The following is a 25057-nucleotide window of genomic DNA, read 5'->3' on the forward strand; positions in this document are numbered from 1 at the left end:
GAACGTCGAAATACGAGGCAAAGGCCGGCGGCCACCGCACTAGGGTCGTCGCGTGCGCTACCAGTACCTCGACGCCCGGTTGCGGCAGGTGTTCGACGACGCCAAGCTCGATCGCGGGCAGCGGGCGTTGTTGCAGGGCGTGTTGCGCGCACTCGACCCCGACGCGCACCTCGGTGAGCATGTGGCGGGGCTCAACAGCGCGTTTCTCGCCGTCACGCGGGCGCGGACCGCTCTCGAGAACCACGCCGCCGAGGATCAGCCGCGGTGGAACCTGTTGCGCCGCATCATCGCCACCTCGCTCGTGTGCATGGACGCCGCGAAGCCCGCCTATGCGCACGGTGGTGCTCAGGAGCTGGCCGAGGCGCGGCGGACGCTGCTGGACGTCGACGCGGCCATCGTGGCCGACGGGCAGAAGCTCGATCCGCAGGTCACGGCTGCGGCTGCGGCGAAGCTCGATCCGCGGGCGCTGGAAACGGCCGTCAAGCAGTGGATCACTCCACTGTGGAACGGCGTCGAACTTCCGTTGCGTGCCAGGATGATCGCCGAGGTGGCGGTCGTGGTGGCGGTGCACGGCCGGGACGGCAGGCAGTTGCGCGCCGACCTGTTGCGGTGGCTCAAGAAGCCCGGTGACGACCTGGAAGAGGTGTTCTGGCCGGAGCCGCGCCGGCACGTCGTGGCGTTGGTGGTGCGGGGTGCGCGTGTTCTGCGGCACCTGGACCAGCTGTTGCCGTTGGTCAGGCAGGAGCCGTTGCACCGCAACAGGTTGCCGAAGGACGATTTCCTGAAGGACGCCGTCGACGGCTCGTCGGTGCTGGTGCGGTTGCCGGTGAACGCGGCCGACGCGCACACGGCGGCGTTGCTCGGGAGGCGGATCCTCAGCGAGGTGCTCGACCAGTACGCGGCGGGGGAGCGGCTGACCGAGCTGAACATCGCGCCGCTGTGGCAGGTCAGCGGGCCGGCTGGACGCGTCACGCGTGGCACCGAGCATCGGCGCACGGTCGGCAACGCCTACCCGCTCACGCCGTACTGGCCCGCCGAGTTGCGCAGTGCGATGCGGGTGGCGAACCTCGCCCGTCAGGTCGACGCGCCGATGGCCAGCGCCGGGCTGGCGTGGAGCGCGCTGGAGGCGACGGGGCTGGATCCGAGCAAGATCGCGTGGCTGGCCAAGGCGTGCGCGCTGCAGATGTTGCGGCAGCACCTGATCAGCCTGCACGTCGTGGTCACCAACCACGACAAGGCGTTGCGCGGACCCCTCGACGCGCAGGTGCCCACCACCGGCGTGAAGCACCACCTGAAGTCGGTGGACGCGTGGCTGGAGGTGCTGATCGGGCACAACCGGCCCGGCGAACGGCTCAGGGCCGCTCAGGACGCCGTCGCCGCGCTCGCCGAGAACGAGGGCGGGCTGGTGCGGGACCTGGCCGAGATCTGGCAGGCGCGGCTCGCGGACTCGAAGGTGCTCGCGGGGTGGTTGCGCGAGCAGGAGGACACGATGGCCGCGGTGCTGGAGTGGCTCTACGTCACCAGGAACCTGGCGTTCCACGCCGGGCGGTTCGCCACGCCGGCGGACGAACTGACCGCGCACGCCGGGCAGGCAGTGGCCGACCTCACGCTCGAGTTCCTCGGCAACTGGCGAACCGTCGAAAGGCAGCAGGGCCGGCAGGAGACCTCCGCGGTGGAGATCTACCGCCGGCTCGCGCAACGAAAGGACCAGCTGGAAGCCCGGCTCAAGCGAGCGGGGTCCGTGCGCAGGCTGAGCGTCGAGGACATCTCCGGCCCCGACGAGAAGTGGTGGTCCCGCGGCAACGGTTGAGGCCGAAGGATTACGGCTTGGCCTTGGTCAGCCAGTCGTCGACCCGGTCAGGGTTCGCCTCGACCCACCGCTTCGCCGCCTCGTCCGGCGACATCTTGTACTTCGCGATGAACGAAGCGACCGTGTTCTGCTCGTCGTTGCTCCACTGGAAGTTCTGGATCAGCCGCGCGGCGGGGCCGCCCTTGTCCATGAACTTCTTGGACGCGATCTTGTCGAGCTCGTAGCGCGGGTAGTCGCAGGCGACCTTGGCCGCGTCCGCGTCACAGCCCGCCGTGTACGCGGGCAGGTCGACCTTGACCAGCTCGATGTCGAGTTTCAGCCACTGTGGTTCGAAGAAGTAGCCGATCAGCGGCGTCTTCTTCTCCTCGGCCTGGCGGAACGCCTTGATCAGCGCCTGCTCGCTGCCCGCGTAGACGACCTTGTAGTTGAGGCCCAGGTTCTTCACCAGCGCCTCGTCGTTGGTCACGTACGAGGGGTCACCGTCGAGCAACTGGCCCTTGCCGTCGGACTGCGCGGTCTTGAACTTCTCCGCGTACTTGTTGAGGTTCTGCCAGTTCGTGATGTCCGGGAACTCTTTCTTCATCCACGGCGGCACGTACCAGCCGATCACGCCCTTGTTGCCGGTCGGGCCCACCCGCACGGCGGTGTGCTTCTCCTCGATGTACTTCTGCTTCAGGTCCTCGTGGCCCCAGTTCTCCAGGACCACGTCGATCTCGCCGGAGTCGAGGCCCTGCCAGGCCGTCTGCTCGTCGACTTCCTTCTTGGTCACCTTGCAGCCGAGCCTCTTGTCGGCGAGATACGCGACGACCGCCGCGTTCGCCTCGTAACCGACCCACGGGTTGACCGCGATTGTGATGGAGTCGCAGGGCTCCTTCGGCGCTGCCGAGCTGGAGCGCGGGGATGACGACGTCGATCCACCGCCGCACCCGGCAATTGTCAACACTAAGATCATTGCCAGAGCGATTCTGGGGGCTTGCACGAACAGCTCCTCGTGGAGGGGAAGAGCGGTACAGGAGACCGCTCAGTTCAGCTTTTCCCGTCCGGTCGAACTCAGTCAAGTCATGGGATGATTGGTTGTCCTTTTAGGACTCCATTCGTCGTAACCCTTGACCGCATCCGTGCGAAGGTCGATGCTGTCGCGCATCGAGAAACGTTGTGCGTAGTACGCAACAGGTCGGAGTGGTTTGGCGTGGATCCCGTGATTTCGGTCAGGGACCTGTGGAAGGTGTTCGGCTCCAACGCGTCTCAAGTGGTGGCATCGGACGAGTTGAAATCGTTGTCACGGTCGGAGCTGATGGATCGCACAGGTGCCGTCGCGGCAGTGCGCGGAGTGGACTTCGAGGTCGCTCCGGGTGAGATGTTCGTGGTCATGGGGCTGTCCGGTTCGGGCAAGTCCACACTGGTCCGCTGTCTGACGAGACTGGTGGAGCCGACCGCCGGCACGATCATGTTCGAGGGCGAGAACATTCTCGAGGCTGATCCAAAACGTCTCCGTGACCTGCGCCGGAACAAGTTCTCCATGGTGTTCCAGCACTTCGGTTTGCTTCCTCATCGGACGGTCGCCGACAACGTCGGTTACGGACTGGAAATCCGCGGGGTACCACGGGTGAAACGTGGAGAGCGGTCACAGGAAGTGATCGACCTCGTGGGCCTGACCGGTTACGAGAAGTCCTATCCGGACCAGCTCTCCGGCGGCATGCAGCAGCGCGTCGGTCTCGCGCGGGCTCTCGCCGGAGATCCAGATGTATTGTTTTTCGATGAACCTTTCTCCGCGCTGGATCCGCTGATCCGGCGCGACATGCAGTCCGAGGTCATCCGGCTGCACCGCGAGGTCGGCAAGACGATGGTCTTCATCACTCACGACCTGAGCGAGGCGCTCAAGCTCGGCGACCGCATCCTGATCATGCGGGACGGGCAGGTCGTGCAGGTCGGCACCGGTGACGAGCTGGTCGGCGCGCCCGCGGACGACTACGTGCGCGACTTCGTGAAGGACGTGCCGCGCTCGAACGTGCTGACGCTGAAGTGGATCATGCGGCCGCCACGTCCCGACGACGAGCTGGACGGGCCGGAGCTGTCGCCGGAAACCGTTGTGCGCGAGGCCGTGCGCAGCGTGCTCAGCGCGGACAAGCCGGTGAAGGTCGTGCGGGACGGCGAACTGCTCGGTGTCGTGGCGGACGAGGAGATCCTCGGGGTCGTCGCCGGGGAGGCGTGAATGGTTGCCGTCGCCGCCCCTCGGCAGCTTCCACGACTGTTGCATCGATACAAGCAGGCCCTCATCATCGGCGGAATCGTGCTCGCCTGGTTGGTGCTGTGGCTGCTGTTCCGCAACATCGGGACGTTGCCGCTCGACGCGTCCGCACTGACCCCGTTGCACCGGTGGGTCAACGACATCAACGACGCGATCGGCGCGTCCAGGAACTCCAACCCGGTGTTCCTCTACTTCTTCAACGAGATCCGGCTCGTCATCGACGAGTTCGTGACCTTCGTGCAGGCGTTGATCGCGCAGCCGTCGTTCGGCCGGCCGGTGCCGGTGATCGGCTGGCTCGGCGTGGTCGGCATCGCGGGCTTCGTCAGCCTCGTCGTCGCCGGCTGGCGGGTGGCGCTGCTGACGGTCGCGGGCTTCGTCTTCCTGGGGCTGCAGGGTTTGTGGCAGGAGAGCATGGACACGCTCTCGCTGACGCTCTCCGCCGTGGTGATCTCGTTGCTGTTCGGCATTCCGCTCGGGATCTGGGCGGGACTGTCCGATCGGGCCAACCGGTTGATCACGCCGGTGCTCGACTTCATGCAGACCATGCCGACGTTCGTCTACCTGGCGCCGCTGACGCTGTTCTTCCTGATCGGCCCGGCCTCGGCGACGATCGCCACGCTGATCTACGCGGCGCCGCCGGCGATCCGGATCACCGCGCACGCCATCCGCTCGGTGCCGCGCAACACCGTCGAGGCCTCCGAATCCCTGGGCGCGACCCGGCAGCAGACGCTGGTGAAGGTGTTGCTGCCGTCCGCGCGCAAGACGATCGTGCTCGGCGTGAACCAGACGATCATGGCCGCGCTGTCGATGGTCACGATCGCCGCGCTGATCGACGCGCCGGGTCTCGGCAAGACGGTCGTGAAGGCGTTGCAGACGCTCGACGTCGGCACGGCGTTCAACGCTGGTCTGGCGATCGTGGTGCTGGCGATCGTGCTGGACCGCGTGACGACCGCCGCGACCGAACGCCGCAAGCTGCCGCGCTGGGCCCTCTTCGGCGGGCTGGGTGTCACGGGCGTGCTGGTGTACCTCTCCTACACCTACCTGTGGGCGGCCGAGTTCCAGTCCGACGTGGAGATCGGCAGCTCGATCCGGCAGGGCGCGACGGCCGTGACGGAGTGGGCGCAGGACTCGCTGCCGCTGATCACCGGTGGCTTCAAGGACTTCGTGACGTTCGTGCTGATCAACCCGCTGCAGGCGCTGCTGGCGGAGTCGCCGTGGTTCCTGGTGGCGCTGGTGATCGTGGCGCTGTCGTTCCTGATCGGCGGGGTCCGGGCCGCGGTGGTTTCGGCCGTGTGCCTGGGTCTGCTGGTGGCGACCGGCCTGTGGCAGGACTCGATGATCACGCTGGCGTCCACGCTGGTCGCCACGATCATGGTGATGATCCTCGGGATCGTGGTCGGTGTCTGGATGGGACGCAGCAAGCAGGCGGACCGGTTCATCCGGCCGATCCTGGACGCCGGGCAGGTGATGCCCGCGTTCGTGTACCTGGTGCCGTTCCTGGCGTTGTTCTCCGCCAGCAGGTTCACGGCGATCATCGCCGCCGTGGTGTTCGCGGCACCGGTCGCCATCAAGATCATCGCGGACGGCATCCGCGCGGTGTCGCCCACGACGGTCGAGGCGTCCACGGCGCTCGGGTCCAGCTCGTGGCAGACGATCGTGAAGGTGCAGCTGCCGATGGCGCGCGGGGCGTTGACGCTCGCCGCCAACCAGGGGCTGATCTACGTGCTCTCGATGGTCGTCGTCGGCGGTCTCGTCGGCGCCGGCGCGCTCGGCTACGACGTGGTGGCCGGCTTCTCGCAGGGTCAGTTGTACGGCAAGGGGCTCGCGGCCGGTGTCGCGATCGTCGTGCTGGGCGTGATGCTCGACCGCCTCACTCAGGCGGCGGCCAAGCGGTGGACCAACTAGGAGGTCTGGAAAGTGGCTAGGCACAACGTGCTGGGAGCGGTGCTCGTAGGGGCACTCGCGCTTTCTGGTTGCAGTGGCGCCAAGGTCGGTGACTCCTCCTCGGGCGCGACCGGCGACTGCGGCACGTTCAACCTCGCGGTCAACCCGTGGGTCGGCTACGAGGCGAACGCGGCTGTGCTCGCGTACGTGGCCGAGAAGGAGCTCAAGTGCAAGGTCACCAAGAAGGAGCTCAAGGAAGAGGTGGCCTGGCAGGGCTTCGGCACCGGTGAGGTAGACGCCGTGGTCGAGAACTGGGGTCACGACGACCTGCGCAAGAAGTACATCGACGAGCAGAAGACCGCCGTCAGCGCGGGGTCGACCGGGGTGAAGGGCCAGATCGGCTGGTACGTGCCGCCGTGGCTCGCCAAGGAGCACCCCGACATCCTCGACTGGAACAACCTCAACAAGTACGCCGACCAGTTCAAGACGTCCGAGTCCGGCGACAAGGGCCAGCTGCTCGACGGCGACCCGTCGTTCGTGACGAACGACGAGGCTCTGGTGAAGAACCTGAGCCTCAACTACAAGGTCGTCTACGGCGGCAGCGAGACCGCGTTGATCCAGGCCTTCCGCCAGGCGGAGAAGGACAAGAAGTGGGTCATCGGCTACTTCTACTCGCCGCAGTGGCTGCTCAACGAGGTCAAGCTGGAGAAGGTGAAGCTGCCCGAGTACAAGGCGGGCTGTGACGCCGACGCCGAGAAGGTCGCCTGCGACTACCCGGACTACGACCTCGACAAGATCGTGTCCAAGAAGTTCGCCGACGCGAACGGTCCGGCCTTCCAGCTGGTCAAGAACTTCAAGTGGACCAACGAGGACCAGAACACCGTGGCGAAGTACATCGCCGAGGACAAGATGAAGCCCGAGGACGCGGCCAAGAAGTGGGTCGACGCCAACGCCGACAAGGTCAAGGCGTGGACCGCTAAGGCCTAGCGCCGCACTAGCGCAACAGCCGTGAGGGGTGGTTCCAGGACGAGCGGAACCACCCCTCACGGCTACCCCCGGCATTACGCAGCCTGTTGGCCGTTGGGCACCTCAGGCTCGTGGCGGTGCGTCATGCGGTGCCACCACGAACGTGGCTTCCCGCCGTTGCGGTAGAACTCCTGGACACGACGGGCGTCCTCGCGCAGCGCCGCCTGCCGGTAGTCCATCTCCGCCTTGATCGCTTCGGGCGTCCACTCCATCTGACTCACTCCTCAGTTCGTTCGCTGACGAGAGTGAGATTGCTCCTGAGGGGTGGCCTCCTGCATCGGACGATCACCTAAGGGAACGCCGTGCGACCCCTTACGCCGCGGTCCGCCGGCTGGATCGGACGAAGCCCGCGGTGCTCGTAAGGGGCCATGGGACGCGCTTCGCTCAGTCGGCCCGGGAGCTGCCCGCGGCGGCGGGCTTCACCGACGCCGTGGTGGCACGGGCCTCGTTGTCGTCGCGCTTGTCGTCGGCCGCCCAGCCGTAGCCGAGCACCTCGGCCCGGACCCGGAACTGGACCTGGCCCGCGACCGCGTCCTCCGGCGAGTAGGTGTAGGCGAACGGGAACTCGGTCCTGCCGTCCGGCGAGGCCACGACCAGCTGGGTGAGGCGGCCGATCTCCCGTTCGCCCGCACCGCCAGGGCCGGACCGGTAGAGGGTGACCAGGACGTTGTCGTCCCTGCGGATGTTGGCGATCGACGCCTTGATCTGCTTGGTCTGGCCGGCGCGCGCCGAGGCCGGCACGGTCAGGGCGGCGACCGAGACGTCGTGCGTCTCGACCTTCAACGTCCGCACGGTGCTGCCGGTGCGGCCGTCAGTGGTCGTGACCGTGGTCGTGACGCGGTAATCGCCGTCCTTGGTGAACCGGTGCGTCACGTTCCCGCCCGTGACCGGGATGACCGTGCCGTCACCGAGATCGATGGTGCCCGTCGCGACCGGCTGGCTGATCGGGTCACCGGCCGAGGCGCCGAGGGTGGTGTCGGTCACCACGTTCGGGGTACCGGGCCACGTGGACAGGTAGGGCGAGATCGGCGGTGCGGTCCGCAGGGCCACCGTGAACCTGCCCGCGCGCTCCGGTGCGGCGGCCAGCCTGACCAGGTAGGTCTGGTTCGCCGCGGCGTTGAACACCGCGCCGCCGTAGGTGCCCTCACCGGCCTTCACGCAGTCCACTTCGGACAGATCGGTCGCGCGGTGAACGCTGATCGCCTGCGACGACGTCACCTGGACGTAGCGCGCGCTGGTGGGCGTGTACCGGTACCAGACCGAGCGCACCGCGGTGGCGTCGCAGCTCGACGGCACCTCGCCGGGTTCGGCGGTGGCGAGGGACAGGTCGCCCTGGTGGTCGCTGGGCACGGTCGTCGTCGTGGCCGACGCCTGGTTGTCGTTCGCCTCCGCAGTGCCGTCGCGCAGGGCGAACGAGATGTCACCTCCGTAGTCGGCGCTGTACTCGACCAGCATGAAGTAGTACGTGGTGCCGGCCTTGGCGTGCACGGTGTAGCTGTCGTTCACGACGCACCCGGCCGGTTCCAGGGCCAGTGCGCCACGCTGTCCTGTGTAGACGGCCAGCATCGTGCCCCACGAGCTCTTGCGCGCGGTCGCCCGCAGCAGTTTGTCGCTTGTGGCCGTGTACTTCAGCCACACCGAGCCCTGACCCCAGAAGTTGCACGGGTTCGGGTCGTCGTCGGCCTTGGTGGAACCGCTGGTGGTGGTCGTCGTGGTCAGCGGCAGCGAGGTGATCTCGGTGGCCGAGTCGAAGTCGTCGGCGGCCGGTGCGGCGTGCGCGACGGCCGGTGCCAGCGCGGCGAGGGCCGCGGTGACGAACGCCAGTGCGGACAAACGTGTGCGTCTCAACATGGTTCCCCCAGCTCAGTTCGCGACGGCGTGGACGGTGGCCGCGGGCCGGACGGTCGTGGCGGTGGAGATCGCCTCGTTGTCCAGCGGCAGCGCGTCGAACGTCGGGTACGGCACCGAGACGACAGCGCGGAACGTCGCCTTGCCCCGCACGGCGTCCTCGGGCGTGAACGTGTACGCGAACGGGAAGGTGACCTTGCGGGTCGGGTGCGCCGGCACGTCGAGCTTCTGCTGACCGACCTCCACCCAGCCGAAGTCGCCGTACCGGTAGAGCGTCACCGTGACGTTCTTCTCCAGGTACCGCGTGTTCGACACCTGCACCGAGATCGGCTTCTGCTGCCCGGCCGTGGCAGAGGCGGGCACGGCGAACTTGGCGATGCCGACGTCGTGCGTCTTCACGACCACGGTGGTGGTGTCGGTCGTCGTGCGGCCGTCCTGGGTGCTCGCGCGCACCGTCACGGTGTAGTTGCCGTCGGCGGAGTAGCGGTGGGTCTTGGACGTGTCGGTGCTCGCCGGCAGGACCGTGCCGTCACCGAAGTCCCACTCCGTCGAGACCGGCTGGTCGTAGTTGTTCTGGTGGTAGAGCGAGAAGTTGATGTCGTTGAAGATCGACCGCTCGCCGGACGAACCGGAGGACACGTCGGTCGTCAGCGGGAGAGCCGCCTCCAGCTCCAAAGTGGACGGTTCGACCGTCGAGGTCCACACCTGCAGCTGCAGGTGGTAGGTCGTGCCGGCGACGAGCCGGAACGGCTTGCCACCGCGGTACGACGACTCGGTGCAGCCGAGCGACCGCAGCTCCGGCAGTGACGCGCCCTCGTAGACGGCGAGCGTCGGGCCACTGCCTCCGTTGACCCGCACTCTGGCGACGACGGACTGCGTCACGGACGGCGTGTAGGAGTACCAGACCGAACGTGCGCCCTCGGTCGTGCGGCATGGCGTGGAGGACGGCTCGTCAAGCTGGAACGTCGCGGTCGAGAAGTCGGGTGACGGCGTACTCGACGGCAGCGACGTCAGCGGCTGCGCGTTGGCGAAGTCGTCGTTGGGCAGCGGTGCCAGGCGCTGCACCGAGAGGTTCGTCGCCGCGCCACGGCCGTCGTACCCGTCGGTGACCATGAAGTGGTAGGTCTGCCCGGCGGTCACGCGGATCGTCATCGGGCTGTTCGGCCCGCCGCTGCACCCGGACTGCACCGGCCGCAGGTCACCGCGGTCGCCGGTGAACGCCGACGTCCTCACGTCCAGGTCGCTGCCGGCGGTGCCGACGCGGAGGAAGCCGTCCTCGGTCGCCGTGTGGTGGAACCACACCGATCCCTCGGGGGCCCAGCTGTTGCAGTTGAGAGGGTCGTCGAGGGCCCTGGTGGCCTCGGACCGGTCCAGCTGTGCGGTGAACGGCAACGTGGTGATGGCCGCCGACGCGTCGAAGTCGTCGTTCGACGGCGGCGCCGCGTGCGCGACACCCGGCGTGATCAACCCCAGTGCGATCGCGGTGACCACCGCGATCGATCTCCATGAAGGCATGCGAAAACGTCCCCCTCTTCACTTGCCCTCACCAACACCTGCGAGGGCACCCGCCTCCTAACGCGGCGAGGCGGGGTGTTGGTTGCCCACCCCGCCCCGAATTGCTCCGTTCGGCTCAGTCGCTACCTCGTGAATCGCAGGGTGATCACCTGGAAGGGGCGCAGCACCACCTCGGCCGGCACGTCACCCAGCGGCCGTTCGAGCAGATCGGTCTCCTGGACGCCCTGGTAGGTGAAGGAAGTGCTGATAGAAGCACGTGCACGACCGCCGTGCGCCTCGTAGAGACGGACGACGACATCGCCCGACCGGTCGTCGGCCAGCTTCACGGCCTCGACCCGGACCGCCGGGTTGTCCGTGCGCACCAAAGGTTCTGGCGCCTGCGAGCCGCGGGCCGACTGCGGCGGCAGGTTGATGCGGTAGCCGGCGTCGATGGCCTCCGGCAGGCCGCCGACGACCAGCGCGTAGCGGAAGTGGTGCTCGCCCTGGTCCGTCTCCGGGTCGGGGAACCTCGGCGCGCGCAGCAGGGACAGGCGCACGGTCGTGGTGGTTCCGCCGTCCTCGCGGGTGGTGCGGGTGACCTCGTGGCCGTAGGTCGAGTCGTTGACCACCGCGACGCCGTAGCCCGGTTCGCCGACGTGCAGGAAGCGGTGGGCGCAGATCTCGAACTTCGCCGCTTCCCAGGACGTGTTGGTGTGCACCGGGCGGTGCAGATGGCCGAACTGGGTTTCCGCGGTCGAGACCTCCGCGCGCAGATCGAGCGGGAACGCGATCTTGAGCAGCTTCTCCCGTTCCTGCCAGTCGACCTCGGTCTCGAAGTCGACCTGTTTGGCGCCCTCGCGCAGCCGGATGGTCTGGGTGAGCACCGAGTTGCCGAACTCAGCCCGGACCACGACGCCGTCCGCGGCGTCGACGCGTTCGGACGGGATCAGGTCGGCCTTCCAGTTGCGGTAGAACGGGTCGATGTCCCAGGCGTCCCACTGGTTCGGGTTGTCGCGGTGCAGCTGCGGCATGCCGGCGAACCCGTGTGGCGGCAGGACCTCGCGGTCCTCCTCCAGGTCGAAGACGGACAACACGATGCCGTCGGCGTCGATCGTGACGCGGAGCCGGCCGTTGTCCAGGACGCCGTTCTCCGGCGCCACGAACGGTTTCGGCGCGTCGCCGCCGAGCACGTCGAACGTCAGCTCGTCGTCACCCTCACCCTTGATCGCGTCGATGGCCTTGGTGGTCAGCGCCCTCAGCTCGGCGGCCACGCGGGCGTAGGTGGCCTCGGCCTCGCGGTGGACCCAGGCGATCGAGCTGCCCGGCAGGATGTCGTGGAACTGGTGCAGCAGCACGGTCTTCCACAGCCGGTCCAGCTCTTCGTACGGGTAGTCGTGGCCCCCGAGCGCGGCCGCGGTGGTCCAGTGCTCGGCCTCGCGCAACAGGTGTTCGCTGCGCCGGTTGCCCTGCTTGGTCTTGGCCTGCGTGGTGTAGGTGGCGCGGTGCTTCTCCAGGTACAGCTCGCCCGCCCACACCGGCGCGTCCGGGTACTCGTCCTGCGCCGCCTGGAAGAACTCGCGCGGCGGCTCGACCTTGACCGTCGGCGAGCCTTCGAGGTTCGCGACGCGGTGCGCGGTCTCCATCATCTCGCGGGTGGGGCCGCCACCGCCGTCGCCGTAGCCGAACGGCACCAGTGACCGGGACGCCTTGGCGTGCTCGGCGAACTGGCGGGACGCACGGGCGAGCTCCTCGCCGGACAGCGAGGAGTTGTAGGTGTCGACCGGCGGGAAGTGCGTGAAGATCCGCGTGCCGTCGATGCCCTCCCACCAGAAGGTGTGGTGCGGGAACTTGTTGATCTGGTTCCACGACAGCTTCTGGGTGAGGAACCAGCGCGACCCGCTCAGCTTGATCAGCTGGGGGAGCGCGGCGCTGTAGCCGAACGAGTCCGGCAGCCAGACCTCCTCGGTCTCCACGCCGAAGTTGTCCAGGAAGAAACGCTTGCCGTGCACGAGCTGGCGGGCCATCGCCTCGCCGCCGGGCATGTTCGTGTCCGACTCGACCCACATGCCGCCGACCGGCACGAACTGTCCACTCCGGACCTTCTCGCGGACCCGGTCCCACACGTGCGGGTGGTGCTCCTTCATCCACGCGTACTGCTGGGCCTGCGAGCACGCGAAGTAGAAATCTGGGTACTCGTCCATCAGCTTGGTCACGTTGGAGAAGGTGCGCGCACATTTGCGGACGGTCTCGCGCAGCGGCCACAGCCAGGCGGAGTCGATGTGCGCGTGTCCGATCGCGGACACCTTGTGTGCGGAAGCGTTGGCGGGCAACGACAGCACGTGTTCGAGCTCGGTGCGGGCCAGGTCGGCGGTGGCGGCGACCTCGTTCAGGTCCAGCGCGTCCATCGCCCGGTCCAGCGCGTGCAGGATCTTGTGCCGGCGCGGGTCGTGGTCCGGCAGTTCCCTCATGAGCGACTGCAGCACCTCGATGTCGAGCATCAGGTGCCAGACCTGCGGCTGGAACACCGCGAGCTCGGCCTTGAGGATCCGGTACAGCGGCTCGGTGCCCGCCGTTTCCTTGTCGCCCAGCTGGGTCGGCAGGAACGGGTGGAAGTCGAGGATCGTCGGGTTGCCCGCGGCTTCGAGGTAGAAGAGGACCTCGTCACCGTCGACCGGCAGGTAGGTGTTGCGCGGCTCGATGCCCTTGATGGGCTCGCCCTGCGCGTTGTAGGCGAGGCCCTCGGACTGGAAGCCGGGGCCGGGGTGGGTGAAGCCGAGGTCGAGCACCACCTCGATCTGCTTGCCCTGCCACGCCTTGGGAACTTGTCCGGTCAGCCGGAACCAGCTCGTGCTCCAGGGTGCACCCCAGGCGTCGCCGACGCTCGCTGGCGCGTAGGTGGCCCGCAGCGCCTCGGCGACCGGGACGGGCTCGTCAGGGACGTTCCACACGGCCAGTTCCAGCGGCGAGGTCTCGCCGTAGATCGCCGGGCGGATGCGTTCCTTCAGCGTGCGGTTGAGTCGTTCTTCCAGCAGCGCGCGTTCGTCGTGCACGTGTCACCCCAGCTCGATCGAGGCCCGCACGCCGGAGCGTGCGAGGGTCATCCACTCTTCGAAGAAAGCTCCGCCCGGCCCCCACGAGGGCCGGGCGCCGTGCAGCCTGATCGGCGTGCGTTCGGCCGGTACGTGCTCCGCCTCCCGCACGATCCGGGCGATCGCCTCGCCGAGCGGCTTGACCTTGCGTTCCGTCGTCAACAGCCCCAACTCGTACTCGCGTTCGGGGAAGTCCACCAACGCACGGTCGACGTCGTGCGAGCACCACCACGTGATGCCCCACAGGTTGGCGCAGGTCAGTGCGTTCGCAAGCGTTTGTTCGGCGAACTCGGGCGCCTGGTCCGCGCTGATCTCGGGCTGGGCCGCGCCGACCTCCTGCAGCCACACCGGCCGCTGGGGGTCCTTCGCGTGCGCCTTGGCCAGTTCGATCAGGTACTCGGCGTGGTGGACGCTCTCGGGGGAGAGCGGGCCGTAGCGCTGCGCCGTGCCGTTGAAGACCCACGAGTGCACGGTCGTCATCGCGCCCAGGTTGGCCGCGTGCGCGGGCAGGAACGAGTGCTCGCTCTCGTACCAGACGGCGTCGTACTCGGAGTGCACGTGCGGGAAGCCCGGCGCGGCGCTGTCGCACTCGGCGAGCAGCGTCTCGATCCACGCCGCGGCCTGTTCCGGCGTGCACGGGTTCGACTCGGTGAGCAGGTTGACCTCGTTGCCCAGGGTGAAGCCGAGGAAGTTGGGCTTGTCCTTCAGCGCCTCGGCGAGGGTGCGCACGTAGAACCGCTGTCCGCTGATGACGTCGGGGTCGGTGAAGATGTTGCGCCGGTGCCAGGTCTGCACCCACGACGGGTAGAAGTCGAAGCTCGACAGGTGGCCCTGCAGCACGTCGACCTGCACGTCCAGGCCGGTCTCGCGGGCGGCGTCGAGCATCAGGGCGAGCTGCTCGACGGCCTTCGGGCGAACCAGCCCGCGGTTGGGCTGGAACACCGGCCACAGCGGGAAGACCCGCACGTGGTCGAGGCCGAGAGCGGCGATGGACTCGAAGTCGGCTTTGACGTCGTCGAGGGAGAAGTCGAGCCAGTGGTGGAACCAGCCGGTCGACGGGGTGTAGTTCACGCCGAAACGCAAGATCGATCTCCTCGGGGATTCATCCCTTGATCGCGCCTTCTCCCACTCCGCGGAAGAAGTGCTTCTGCAGCAACAGGAACAGCAGGATCAGCGGGAGGACGGCGATGATCGTGCCCGCCGCCACCAGTCGCTGGTTCTGCACGAACGTGCCCTGGAGGTACGCCAGACCGATGGTGAGCGTGTACTTCTCCTGGTCGCTCAGCACCACGAGCGGCCAGAGGAAGTCGTCCCAGCTGAACATGAACGAGAACAGCGCCACCACGACCAGCGTGCCCTTCACCGACGGCAGCGCGAGGCGGGTGAACCGCTGCCACGCGTTGGCGCCGTCGATGACCGCGGCTTCCTCGACTTCGGCGGGGAGCGCGAGGAAGGCGTTGCGCAGCAACAGAACGTTGAGCGCGGCGATCGAGCCGGGCAGCACGACGCCGGTCAGGGTGTTGGTGAGCCCGAAGCCGCGCATCACCAGGAACAGCGAGATGAGGATGGCCTCGAACGGCACCAGGATGCTGCTGGCGAAGATCACCGCGGCGAACCTGCGGCCCCGGAACTTGAGCCGGGCCAGCGCGTAGCCGGCCATGGCCGCGCCGAGGCAGTTCGTGATGACGTTGACGCTCGCCACGGTCAGCGAGTTGAGCGCGAACGTCCAGACCGGCACGACGTCGGCGACCGCGGCGTAGTTGCCGAACGTCGGGTCGTCCGGGATGAAGTCGGGGACGAAGACGTCCTCGTTCGGCCCCTTGATGCTGGTCGCGAACTGCCACAGGAACGGGCCGATGCTGATCGCGAGGATGGCCAGAAGCCCGAAGTAGCGCAGTGTCAGTTGAAGATGGGCGGGTTTCACAGCTGCTCCTCCCTGCGGTTGAGCTTGAGGGTGACCAGCAGCAGGCCCAGCAGGATCACGAACAGCACGAAGCTCAGCGCGGAGGCGTACCCGACCTCACCGGTGAGGCCGCGGCCGACCGACTGGATGAGCAGCACCATCGTGGTGCTCGCCCCACCAGGCCCGCCGGATCCGCCCGACAGCAGGTAGATCTCGGAGAACACGCGGAACCCGTTGACCGCGCTCAGCGCCGCGATGAGCACCATGGTCGGCCGCAGCGCGGGCACGGTGACCGACCAGAACCTCCTGACCGGCCCCGCGCCGTCGACCATCGCGGCCTCGTGCAGGTCCTTCGGCACGTTCGCGAGCGCGGCCAGGTAGATCACCATGTAGTAGCCGAGCCCGCGCCAGACCGTCACCACCATCGAGCTGATCAGCAGCAGCGTCGAGTCGGTCAGGAACCCGATCCTGGTGCCGCCCAACGCCTCCACGACGTTGTTCACCAGGCCACGGCTGTCCAGCAGCCACGTCCAGATGAGCCCGACCACGACCGCGGACGCGATCACCGGCGTGAAGAACGCCGTGCGGAAGATCCCGATGCCCGGCACGACCTTCTGCGCGAGCATCGCGACCAGCAGCGGCAACAGCACCAGCGGCGGCACCACGCCGATCATGTAGAGCAGGCTGTTGCGGGCGGCGACCCAGAACTTCGGGTCCTGGGCCATCCGCACGAAGTTGTCCACGCCGGTGAACTGGCCGCCGCCCAGCGCGCTCGCGTCGGTGAACGCGAGCACGATCATGTTCAGGAACGGGAAGATCACGAACAGGAGGCTGACGGCCAGTCCTGGCAACAGGAACAGCCACGGCGTGTACGGGCGGTGGGTCACTTAAGCAGCCTGTTGCACTCGTTGACGGCGTCGTCCAGGGCCTGCTTCGGCGACTTCTTGCCGAGCATGGCGTCGGCCAGCTGCTGCAGAAGCGCCTCGCGCATCTGGTCGCTGAACTGCACCGGCGTGTAGTTCACCGCGGTACGGAGCTGCTTCGCCGCCGCGACGCGCACGCGTGCCTCGTCCGATCCGTCCTCGGTCGTGAAGTACGGGTCGTCGCCACCCTTGCTGGTGCTGGGGAAGATCGACGCGAGCTTGGCGAACTTCACCTGGTTCTCGGCGTTGGTGACGAACCGGCCGAACGCGAGCGCGGTCGCCTGGTTCTTGCTGCTCTTCGGCACGCTCACGCCGTGCAGGAACATGTTGGCGCTGCCGGTGTTCGTGATGGGCTTGGTGATGCCGATGTTCGCGTACAGGCTGGGCGCGTCGGTCTTGAACTTGCCCAGGTCGTACGCGCTGCCGGGGCTGAGCGCGGTCTGCTGCGCCATGAACTTCGCGCCGGCGCCGGTGTAGTTCTGCGTCAGCGCCTCGGGAATCAGCGCGCCCGCGTCGTACATCCGCTGGTAGCTCTCGACGAACTCGACGCCCTTGGGCTCGTTGAAGGTGAACTTGTCGTTCTCGAACACCTTCACGCCGTACAGCCCGAAGTCGGCGATGGACGGCGTCTGGCCGAGCATCGCGACCTTCTTCTGTGCGAGCTGGAGCGCCTGCTGTTCCAGCTCCTTGAAGTTCGTCGGCGGCTTGTTCGGGTCGAGCCCGGCCTGCTGGAAGAGCGCCTTGTTGTAGAAGACCGGCCCGGTGTTGAGGTACCAGGGGAAGCCGTAGCAGCCGCCCTTGCCGGGGATCTCGAACGCCTGCCAGGCGTTCTCCAGGTACTCGGGCTTGGCGTCTTTCAGGTTTTCGTCGAGGTTGACGAGCTGCCCGGCCTTGGCCAGCGGGAAGCTGAGGTCCGGCGGCACGTTGATCACGTCGGGCAGGCTGCCCGCGCTCGCGTCGGCCATGACCTTGGCCAGGTACCCGTCCGCGGGCTGGTCCACCCACTTCACCGCGGTGCCCTGGTGCTGCTTCTGGAACGCGTCGATGACACCGTTGACGTAGTCGGTGTACTTGGGCTTGAGAGACCAGGTCTGGAACGTGATCTCGCCGGTGACCTGGCCGGACGCCGACGAGTTGCTTGCGGTGTTGCTCGACAGACCACAGCCCGCGACGGGCACCGCCACCAGGCCCGCGAGGAACGTGCGCCTCTTCATTGACACCCACCTCCTTGGTCGCGGACCCTAGCTAAACCGGTTTATCTCCGGCTAGCCTCCGGACGTCTTGTTGTCTCGTTCCGGACAGGGCGCGGGCTGAAGGGTGTGGAGTGAAGAGGCCGACCATCAAGGACATCGCGGCAGCGGCCGGGGTGTCGAAGGGGGCTGTCTCACTCGCCCTGAACGGCCGGGCCGGGGTGTCGGAGTCGACTCGTGCCCGTGTTCTGGACGTGGCTTCGTCCTTGGGATACCGGCCGTCCGTCACCGCTCGGGCGTTGTCTTCCGCCTCGGCTGACGCTGTCGGGCTGGTGCTGGTGCGGCCGCCTCGGGCTCTCGGGGACGAGGCGTTCTTCTTCCAGCTGATCGCCGGGATGCAGTCCGAGATGTCTTCCGCGTTGCTGCTGCAGGTGGTTTCGTCTCGTGAGGCTGAGATCGCGCTGTACCAGCGGTGGTGGGCCGAGCACCGGGTCGACGGGGTGTTCCTGGTGGATCTGCTGGTGGCTGATCCTCGGGTCGAGTTGATGTCTTCGCTCGGGCTGCCGGCTGTTGTGGTGGGTGGTTCGGGGCACCACGGGGCGTTGGCCTCGGTGTGGGCTGATGACTACGCGGCGATGACTTCGGTGGTGTTGTACCTGAAGTCGTTGGGGCATCGGCGGATCGCCCGGGTGGCCGGGTTGTCCTCGTTGTTGCACACCGTTCGGCGGGATCAGGCGTTTCTCGCGTCCGTTGTGGACGGTGTGATTGTGGCTGGGGACTACACGGCTGAGGCTGGGGCGGCTGCTACTCGGTCGTTGCTCGGGTTGGCTGAGCCGCCTACCGCGATCGTTTATGACAACGATGTGATGGCGGTGGCTGGGGCTGAGGTGGCTTCGGGTCTTGGGGTGGAGGTGCCGGCTGAGTTGTCTCTCGTGGCTTGGGATGACTCGGTGTTGTGTCAGCACGGGCGGTTGACTGCGTTGTCCCGGGATACTTTCGCTTTTGGGGCTCGGGCGGCTCGGGCGTTGTTGGCCGTGGTGGAGGGGGCTTCGCCTACCGACGTCGAGGATGTGTTGCCGGAGTTGGTGGTTCGGGGGAGCACTGGGGGTGCGCCTGGGGTTTAGGTCGGGGTTGGGGCACGCCTGTTGCGTATGTGGTGCGGTCCGGGTGGGGTCCTGTCACGACTCGTGACGGGACCCCACCCGGACCGCATGCGAAGAGCAAGGGCAGCTCGGCTGCGCCATCGGCGTCAGGTCAGGGAGGCGACCTGGTCGCTTACCACCTGGGCCGCCGCTGAGACCAGAGCGGTCACCGCCGGGTTCGTCGAGTTGTCCTGGCGCCAGCCGAACTGCGTGTAGACGCGGAATGACGCGGACCAGGGCAAGCGGACCAACCTGCCGTCGGCGAGTTCGCTGGAGACGGTCACCTCGGGCATCAGGGCTATGCCCAGGCCGGAGGCTACGGCGCGTTTGGCGGCGTCCACCGAGTCCAGTTCCAGGACTGGGGCTCTGGTGTCGTCGTAGCCGAGGGAGTGTTCGAACAGTTCGTGGTAGGAGGCGCCGTTTTCCGCGCGGATCAGGGTGCTGCTGGTCAGGTCGTCCTCGGTCAGCGACTGGCGTTGGGTCAGGGGGTGGTTGGGGCCCGCGACCATGACCAGGGGCTCGGGGCAGAGGACTGTTGTTTCCAGGCCCTCGCGGGGTTCTATCGCGCCGATGAAGAAGGCGCAGTCGAGCTGGCCGTCGCGCACTGAGGCGAGGTTGTTCAGGGTGTTGCGCGAGTGCAGGGAGAGTTGGACGGACGGGTAGCGCCAGCACATGTATTCGATGAGCGGTAGCAGACGGTAGTCGGTCAAACTCTGTGCGGAGCCGATGACTAGTTTGCCGTGGGGCTCGCCGTTCATCGTTATGGCTTTTCGGGCCTTTTCGGTGAGGTTGATGATGTTTCGTGCGAACGGGAGCAGTTCCACGCCCGCGGACGTCATCTGGATACCTCGGGGGAGGCGCCGGAAAAGGACGACCCCGAGGCCCTCCTCGAGTGCCTTGATGCGGGTCGTGATGGTCGGCTGCGAGCAGTTGAGCGTGGCAGCGGCCTTGGTGAAGCTCCCTGTCTGAACCACGGTTGTGAACGCGAGAAGCTGGCGTGTCTCCATCAGGCGGATCCTCGGGGTAAAACGGTGCGACGACTTTTTCTCGTTCGTTCCCGTGGTCCTGTTACGGATGGTGCGGGAGCAGTAACGCTACCTGTCGGTCGCGAGGTGGAGATTAGTGCTAACGGAGTCATCTTGATCGGTCGGGAATGGCGGTTGCGGCCGAAAGAGTGAAATTGAGGCGGGGGCCTTTGACGGGCCGTAGCTGGGTGACTCTTTTCGGTTAAGTGGTTCGCGAGGCGAACAAAAAGGCGCCGTCGCCCTGGACGGACGACGGCGCTGAGTGGCGTGGAGGGCTAGCAGGACGCGGCGGCGGCCACGAGGATTCGGTAGACGTCCTCGCCGCGCTGGACGAGCTTGATCTCGTAGCCGATCACGCCGGCCTTGGTGCGGCCGGCGTACTTGGCGAGCGGCGGGTACGCGGCCAGGGCGCTCGTGGCCGAGACGGGGGTCACGCGCACGGTGGTGGGGACTCGGACGCTGCCCGGGAAGTGCACGGGCATGGCGCTCGTGATGTTGTCGCCCTCGAAGCTTCCCGGCAGCAGCTCGTTCTCTCCGCGCCGCCACAGCTGCGGGCTGCCGCCGCCGCCGGTGAAGACGGGGCCCTCGGTCGTGCAGGAGACGTTGCGGCTGCCCAGCTTCAGCACCATGAACGGGAGGCCGCGGGGATGGCGGTCGGTCAGCGAGATGAAACCGGCGGTGCCGGCGTTGGCCCCGGTGTCCGTGTGCGATGCCTTGGCGACGAACGGTTGCGTGGGCAGGTTCGGGCTGTAGGTCTCGTCGGACAGGCGGATGTCCCACGCTTTGTGGACGTCGGTGTAGCCGGAAGCGAGGAGTGGTGCGGTGAGGTCGGCGTTCTCGGCGATCAGCGACTCCGAGGTCGAGGCCGCCTCGTCGACGAACACGTAGGCGGCGGCCGTGGCCTCCGGCGTGGTGGCGGCGCCGGCCGCCGGGGAGGTCGTGGTGAGCAGTGCGGTGGCCGCCGCGCAGACCGCGAGCAGGCGTGCGGAAGTGCTGGACATGCGTGTCCCCCAGGATCACGTTTTTGAAGCCCCCATAGCGGACCTTTCCGGCCGCTGAGGCGACCGTAGCGGTGCTCGAGGCGGACTGTCACGGGGTCAAAGCGGGGTGGCGGCGGTCACAGTGCGGGTCTCGCCTAGACTCGCTGGGAATCCGGGCGCCAGCTAAGGCGGTACCGGCTGTCTGCACGTTCTTGTTCGTTACGAGGAGTCCACGTTGAAGAGCACCGTCGAGCACCTGAGCCCGACGAGGGTCCGGATCAACGTCGAGGTGCCGTTCGACGAGCTCAAGTCGAACTTCGACCAGGCGTACCGGAAGCTCGCGAAGCAGGTCCGCATTCCCGGGTTCCGCCCGGGCAAGGCCCCCGCCAAGGTGCTGGAGAGCCGCATCGGCCGCGCTCCGGTCCTGGACGAGGTCATCCAGGAGGCCATCCCGGCCAAGTACCTGGAGGCGGTCAACGCGGGTGAGGTGCGCACGCTCGGCCGTCCCGACTTCGAGGTCACCAAGATCGAAGACGGCGAGACGCTCGAGTTCACCGCCGAGGTCGACGTTCGTCCCGAGATCACCGTGCCCGCGTTCGGCGAGCTGGCCGTGACCGTCGACGAGCAGGAGGTCGCCGAAGAGGACGTGACCACCCAGCTCGACGAGCTCCGCGCCCGCTTCGGCACCCTGACCGGCGTCTCCCGCCCGGCCGAGACCGGCGACTTCGTCAGTGTCGACCTGTCCGCGACGGTCGACGGCGAAGAGGTCGAGGAGGCCCGCACCGCCGGCCTGTCCTACGAGATCGGCTCCGGCCAGCTCGTCGAGGGCATCGACGACGCGCTCGTCGGCGCCGCCGAGGGCGAGACCAAGACCTTCACCACCACGCTCGTCGCGGGTGAGCACAGCGGCCGCGAGGCCGAGGTGTCCGTCGTGCTGAACTCCGTCAAGGAGCGTCAGCTGCCCGAGCTGGACGACGAGTTCGCGCAGCTCGCGAGCGAGTTCGACACGCTCGAGGAGCTCAAGGACGACCTGAAGACCCGCCTGAGCCGCGTCAAGAAGATGCAGCAGGGCGTCCAGGCGCGCGACAAGGTCCTCGAGGCGCTGCTGGAGACCACCGAGGTCCCGCTGCCCGAAGGCATCGTCCAGGGCGAGATCGACGCCCGGAAGCACGACGCCGTGCACGCCTTCGACCACGACGACGCGAAGTTCGCCGCGTGGCTCGAGGAGCAGGGCCAGTCGGAGGAGGAGTTCGACGCCGAGCTGCGCAAGGCCGCCGAGCAGGCCGTCAAGACGCAGCTGGTGCTCGACTCGATCGCCGACGCCGAGCAGGTCACGGTGTCCGACGGCGAGCTGACCGAGCGGATCATCTACCAGGCCCAGCGCTTCGGCATCTCGCCGGACGAGTACGTCAAGCGCGCGCAGCAGTCCGGCCAGCTCGGCGCGATCTTCGCCGACGTCCGCCGGGGCAAGGCGCTCGCGAGCGTCGTGCGCCAGGCCACGGTCAGCGACACGGCCGGTCAGAAGCTGGACCTGGACGAGCTCTTCGGCGAGACCAAGTCCGATGAGGACGGCGAGGCGTAAAGCCCTGAGCGAACGCGGGCGGTGTCGGGCATCTGACGCCGCCCGCCTTCGTTAAGGTCGATCGCAGAGAGTTTTTCGCATCCAGCATTCGTTCCACCTGGAGTTAGGCAGGCAGACGTGACGCAGCACTCCTTCCCGACCCCCGAGATGCGGTCGGCCACCGCCGGGATGAACCTCAACGACTCGGTGTACGAGCGGCTGCTCCGCGAGCGGATCATCGTCCTGGGATCGCAGGTCGAAGAGGGCATCGCCAACCAGATCACCGCTCAGCTGCTGCTTCTCGCCGCTGAGGACCCCGAGAAGGACATCACCCTCTACATCAACTCGCCTGGCGGCTCCGTCACGGCGGGCATGGCCATCTTCGACACGATGCAGCTCATCGAGCCGGACGTGGCCACGTACGCGATGGGTCTCGCGGCCTCGATGGGGCAGTTCCTGCTCTCCGCGGGCACGCCTGGCAAGCGCCACGCGCTCCCGCACGCCCGCATCCTCATGCACCAGCCGTCGGCGGGTGTCGGCGGTACGGCCGCGGACATCGCGATCCAGGCGGACATGCTCACCCGCACCAAGCGCGAGATGGCCGAGCTCATCGCCGAGCACACGGGCCAGACGCTCGAGACCATCACCCGCGACTCCGACCGCGACCGCTGGTTCACGGCGCAGGAAGCGCTGGAGTACGGCTTCGTCGACAAGGTCGTCACCAGGGCCCAGCCCGTCGGCGACTCGAACAACTGACGTCAGCTAGGAGACCTCAAGTGAGCCAGTTCCACATGCCTCAGTCGCGGTACGTGCTGCCGTCGTTCGTCGAGCGCACGAGCTATGGCATGAAGGAGTCGAACCCGTACAACAAGCTGTTCGAGGAGCGCATCATCTTCCTCGGCGTGCAGGTTGACGACGCCTCCGCCAACGACGTCATGGCGCAGCTGCTGGTGCTCGAGTCCGAGGACCCGGACCGCGACATCCTGATGTACATCAACTCGCCGGGTGGCTCGTTCACCTCGCTGATGGCCATCTACGACACCATGCAGTTCGTTCGCCCGGACATCCAGACGTACTGCCTCGGCCAGGCTGCCTCGGCCGCCGCGGTGCTGCTGGCCGCCGGCACGCCCGGCAAGCGCCACGCGCTGCCGAACGCGCGAATCCTGATCCACCAGCCTTCGATGGAGGGCGCGTACGGTCAGGTGTCCGACCTGGAGATCCAGTCGAACGAGATCCAGCGTGTGCGCCGCCTGATGGAGTCCACCCTCGCGCGGCACACGAACCGGACGGCAGAGGAGGTCCGCGAGAGCATCGAGCGCGACCGGATCCTGACGGCCGACGAGGCCAAGGAGTACGGCATCGTCGACACGGTGCTGCCCTACCGCAAGCTCTCGGCCAAGTCCTGAAGATGAGTCCCGAGTTCTGGGAAACCCCAGAACTCGGGCACTCCGGACCCACCCGACACGCCGATGTGACCGGTTAACTGGCCTGATCGACGCGTCGAGGGGACGCTGGTCCTCCCCTGAAACGGGGTCGGCCAGGTACCGTCAGGAGAACGGGCTCAGCACCCACAGCCAGTGGGACTGCCACAGCAAGTCAGCAGGCGCACTACAGCAGGTGTGCGCCGGAGGGGACATAGGTCAGCGGTCATGGCGCGTATCGGTGACGGCGGCGACTTGCTGAAGTGCTCTTTCTGCGGAAAGAGCCAGAAGCAGGTGAAGAAACTCATCGCCGGCCCCGGCGTCTACATCTGCGATGAGTGCATCGATCTCTGCAACGAGATCATCGAGGAGGAGCTGGCCGAAGCCGGCGACGTGAAGCTCGACGAGCTGCCGAAGCCCGCCGAGATCCACGAGTTCCTCGACCAGTACGTCATCGGCCAGAGTGATGCCAAGCGCACCCTCTCCGTCGCCGTCTACAACCACTACAAGCGCATTCAGGCGGGCGACCGCGGGCGCGAGGGTCGTGACGACGGCGTCGAGCTGGCGAAATCGAACATCCTGATGCTCGGCCCGACGGGCTGTGGCAAGACCTACCTCGCGCAGACCCTCGCGAAGATGCTGAACGTGCCGTTCGCCATCGCCGACGCGACGGCGCTGACGGAGGCCGGGTACGTCGGCGAGGACGTCGAGAACATCCTCCTGAAGCTCATCCAGGCCGCCGACTACGACGTGAAGCGCGCCGAGACGGGCATCATCTACATCGACGAGGTCGACAAGATCGCTCGAAAGAGTGAAAACCCGTCGATCACGCGCGACGTGTCCGGTGAGGGTGTTCAGCAGGCACTGCTCAAGATCCTGGAAGGCACCACCGCATCGGTGCCCCCGCAGGGCGGCCGCAAGCACCCGCACCAGGAGTTCATCCAGATCGACACGACGAACGTGCTGTTCATCGTGGCGGGCGCGTTCGCGGGCCTCGAGAAGATCATCCAGGACCGCGTCGGCAAGCGAGGCCTCGGCTTCGGTGCCGAGGTGCGCTCCAAGGCCGAGGTGGACGCGGCGGACTTCTTCGCCGACTCCATGCCGGAGGACCTGATCAAGTTCGGTCTGATCCCCGAGTTCATCGGGCGTCTGCCGATGGTCGCCTCCGTCACGAACCTCGACAAGCCGTCGCTGGTGATGATCCTCACCGAGCCGAAGAACGCCCTGGTCAAGCAGTACCAGAAGCTCTTCGAGATGGACGGCGTCGAGCTCGAGTTCACCAAGACCGCGCTGGAAGCGGTCGCCGACCAGGCGATCCTGCGCGGAACGGGTGCTCGTGGTCTGCGCGCGATCATGGAAGAGGTCCTGCTCCCGGTGATGTACGACATCCCGAGCCGCACGGACGTCGCCAAGGTCGTCATCACCGAGCAGACGGTGAAGGAGAACGTGAACCCGACGATCGTGGCCCGGCAGCCCTCGCGCCGGGAGAGGCGGGAGAAGTCGGCGTAGCGTG

Annotated in this window: 20 protein-coding genes; 9 read left to right on the forward strand and 11 right to left on the reverse strand. The window is 67.2% G+C overall.

Going from position 1 to position 25057, the window contains the following annotated elements:
• The first annotated feature begins 52 nt into the window (after nt 1-52).
• The gene (locus B0F77_RS05200; protein ID WP_086661620.1) at nt 53-1810 is read left to right on the forward strand and encodes a hypothetical protein; all 1758 of its coding nucleotides are present in this window, start codon (nt 53-55) and stop codon (nt 1808-1810) included.
• Nucleotides 1811-1820: 10 nt separating this feature from the next.
• On the opposite strand, the gene B0F77_RS05205 is transcribed toward B0F77_RS05200, so the two are convergent.
• Nucleotides 1821-2750, reverse strand: coding sequence for an ABC transporter substrate-binding protein (locus B0F77_RS05205; RefSeq protein ID WP_245847835.1), 930 nt, complete (start codon nt 2748-2750; stop codon nt 1821-1823).
• A 354-nt stretch (nt 2751-3104) separates the two neighbouring features.
• Between B0F77_RS05205 and B0F77_RS05210 the strand changes: the two genes are divergently transcribed.
• Genes B0F77_RS05210 through B0F77_RS05220 form a run of 3 tightly spaced genes read left to right on the forward strand, consistent with a single transcriptional unit; the run spans nt 3105 to nt 6929 of the window.
• Nucleotides 3105-4022, forward strand: coding sequence for a quaternary amine ABC transporter ATP-binding protein (locus B0F77_RS05210; protein ID WP_211293666.1), 918 nt, complete (start codon nt 3105-3107; stop codon nt 4020-4022).
• Between the two features lie 39 nt (nt 4023-4061).
• The gene (locus B0F77_RS05215) at nt 4062-5963 is read left to right on the forward strand and encodes an ABC transporter permease (protein WP_211293667.1); all 1902 of its coding nucleotides are present in this window, start codon (nt 4062-4064) and stop codon (nt 5961-5963) included.
• Nucleotides 5964-5975: 12 nt separating this feature from the next.
• Nucleotides 5976-6929 (forward strand): ABC transporter substrate-binding protein, encoded by a 954-nt coding sequence (locus B0F77_RS05220; RefSeq protein WP_086661624.1) that lies wholly within the window; start codon nt 5976-5978, stop codon nt 6927-6929.
• A gap of 74 nt (nt 6930-7003) precedes the next feature.
• Here B0F77_RS05220 and B0F77_RS47710 read toward each other — a convergent pair whose 3' ends face one another.
• From B0F77_RS47710 to B0F77_RS05255, 8 genes are all read right to left on the reverse strand, one after another.
• Nucleotides 7004-7180 carry a hypothetical protein gene (locus tag B0F77_RS47710; RefSeq protein ID WP_158102606.1) on the reverse strand — a complete coding sequence of 59 codons (177 nt, stop codon included), beginning with the start codon at nt 7178-7180 and terminating at the stop codon, nt 7004-7006.
• Between the two features lie 172 nt (nt 7181-7352).
• Complete coding sequence (locus B0F77_RS05225; RefSeq protein WP_245847836.1) at nt 7353-8816, reverse strand: PKD domain-containing protein; 1464 nt, start codon at nt 8814-8816, stop codon at nt 7353-7355.
• Between the two features lie 15 nt (nt 8817-8831).
• Complete coding sequence (locus tag B0F77_RS05230) at nt 8832-10331, reverse strand: PKD domain-containing protein (RefSeq protein ID WP_086661626.1); 1500 nt, start codon at nt 10329-10331, stop codon at nt 8832-8834.
• A gap of 122 nt (nt 10332-10453) precedes the next feature.
• Nucleotides 10454-13360 (reverse strand): alpha-mannosidase, encoded by a 2907-nt coding sequence (locus tag B0F77_RS05235; RefSeq protein ID WP_086661627.1) that lies wholly within the window; start codon nt 13358-13360, stop codon nt 10454-10456.
• Between the two features lie 3 nt (nt 13361-13363).
• On the reverse strand, nt 13364-14482 hold the full coding sequence (locus B0F77_RS05240; protein WP_143466576.1) for a glycoside hydrolase 5 family protein: 1119 nt from the start codon (nt 14480-14482) through the stop codon (nt 13364-13366).
• A gap of 19 nt (nt 14483-14501) precedes the next feature.
• A complete protein-coding gene (locus B0F77_RS05245; RefSeq protein ID WP_086661629.1) occupies nt 14502-15323 on the reverse strand; it encodes a carbohydrate ABC transporter permease in 822 nt (273 codons plus the stop codon).
• A complete protein-coding gene (locus tag B0F77_RS05250) occupies nt 15320-16189 on the reverse strand; it encodes a carbohydrate ABC transporter permease (RefSeq protein WP_211293668.1) in 870 nt (289 codons plus the stop codon). Before B0F77_RS05250 ends, B0F77_RS05245 begins: the two co-directional genes overlap by 4 nt.
• Nucleotides 16186-17439 carry an ABC transporter substrate-binding protein gene (locus tag B0F77_RS05255; protein WP_086661630.1) on the reverse strand — a complete coding sequence of 418 codons (1254 nt, stop codon included), beginning with the start codon at nt 17437-17439 and terminating at the stop codon, nt 16186-16188. Before B0F77_RS05255 ends, B0F77_RS05250 begins: the two co-directional genes overlap by 4 nt.
• A gap of 110 nt (nt 17440-17549) precedes the next feature.
• Between B0F77_RS05255 and B0F77_RS05260 the strand changes: the two genes are divergently transcribed.
• Nucleotides 17550-18539 carry a LacI family DNA-binding transcriptional regulator gene (locus tag B0F77_RS05260; RefSeq protein ID WP_086661631.1) on the forward strand — a complete coding sequence of 330 codons (990 nt, stop codon included), beginning with the start codon at nt 17550-17552 and terminating at the stop codon, nt 18537-18539.
• A 125-nt stretch (nt 18540-18664) separates the two neighbouring features.
• On the opposite strand, the gene B0F77_RS05265 is transcribed toward B0F77_RS05260, so the two are convergent.
• Together B0F77_RS05265 and B0F77_RS05270 are read right to left on the reverse strand one after the other, a co-directional pair.
• Nucleotides 18665-19564 carry a LysR family transcriptional regulator gene (locus B0F77_RS05265; RefSeq protein WP_086661632.1) on the reverse strand — a complete coding sequence of 300 codons (900 nt, stop codon included), beginning with the start codon at nt 19562-19564 and terminating at the stop codon, nt 18665-18667.
• 293 nt (nt 19565-19857) lie between these two features.
• The gene (locus B0F77_RS05270) at nt 19858-20583 is read right to left on the reverse strand and encodes a hypothetical protein (protein WP_086661633.1); all 726 of its coding nucleotides are present in this window, start codon (nt 20581-20583) and stop codon (nt 19858-19860) included.
• A gap of 214 nt (nt 20584-20797) precedes the next feature.
• Between B0F77_RS05270 and tig the strand changes: the two genes are divergently transcribed.
• From tig to clpX, 4 genes are all read left to right on the forward strand, one after another.
• The gene (gene tig, locus B0F77_RS05275) at nt 20798-22144 is read left to right on the forward strand and encodes a trigger factor (RefSeq protein WP_086661634.1); all 1347 of its coding nucleotides are present in this window, start codon (nt 20798-20800) and stop codon (nt 22142-22144) included.
• A gap of 147 nt (nt 22145-22291) precedes the next feature.
• Nucleotides 22292-22879 carry an ATP-dependent Clp protease proteolytic subunit gene (locus B0F77_RS05280; protein ID WP_086661640.1) on the forward strand — a complete coding sequence of 196 codons (588 nt, stop codon included), beginning with the start codon at nt 22292-22294 and terminating at the stop codon, nt 22877-22879.
• 35 nt (nt 22880-22914) lie between these two features.
• Nucleotides 22915-23529 (forward strand): ATP-dependent Clp protease proteolytic subunit, encoded by a 615-nt coding sequence (locus B0F77_RS05285; protein ID WP_086661641.1) that lies wholly within the window; start codon nt 22915-22917, stop codon nt 23527-23529.
• Between the two features lie 243 nt (nt 23530-23772).
• The gene (gene clpX, locus B0F77_RS05290; protein WP_086661635.1) at nt 23773-25053 is read left to right on the forward strand and encodes an ATP-dependent Clp protease ATP-binding subunit ClpX; all 1281 of its coding nucleotides are present in this window, start codon (nt 23773-23775) and stop codon (nt 25051-25053) included.
• The last annotated feature ends 4 nt before the right edge of the window (nt 25054-25057 follow it).

The sequence above is a fragment of the Lentzea kentuckyensis genome, assembly GCF_002150765.1.
Taxonomy (GTDB): domain Bacteria; phylum Actinomycetota; class Actinomycetes; order Mycobacteriales; family Pseudonocardiaceae; genus Lentzea; species Lentzea kentuckyensis.

Bases quoted from the DNA above. Each gene is read 5' to 3' on its own strand.
- B0F77_RS05280 (WP_086661640.1), top strand. From the start codon at position 22,292: ATGCGGTCGGCCACCGCCGGGATGAACCTCAACGACTCGGTGTACGAG.
- B0F77_RS05265 (WP_086661632.1), bottom strand. From the start codon at position 19,564: ATGGAGACACGCCAGCTTCTCGCGTTCACAACCGTGGTTCAGACAGGG.
- B0F77_RS05270 (WP_086661633.1), bottom strand. From the start codon at position 20,583: ATGTCCAGCACTTCCGCACGCCTGCTCGCGGTCTGCGCGGCGGCCACC.
- B0F77_RS05285 (WP_086661641.1), top strand. From the start codon at position 22,915: ATGCCTCAGTCGCGGTACGTGCTGCCGTCGTTCGTCGAGCGCACGAGC.
- B0F77_RS05230 (WP_086661626.1), bottom strand. From the start codon at position 10,331: ATGCCTTCATGGAGATCGATCGCGGTGGTCACCGCGATCGCACTGGGG.
- B0F77_RS47710 (WP_158102606.1), bottom strand. From the start codon at position 7,180: ATGGAGTGGACGCCCGAAGCGATCAAGGCGGAGATGGACTACCGGCAG.
- B0F77_RS05210 (WP_211293666.1), top strand. From the start codon at position 3,105: ATGGATCGCACAGGTGCCGTCGCGGCAGTGCGCGGAGTGGACTTCGAG.
- clpX (WP_086661635.1), top strand. From the start codon at position 23,773: ATGGCGCGTATCGGTGACGGCGGCGACTTGCTGAAGTGCTCTTTCTGC.
- B0F77_RS05255 (WP_086661630.1), bottom strand. From the start codon at position 17,439: ATGAAGAGGCGCACGTTCCTCGCGGGCCTGGTGGCGGTGCCCGTCGCG.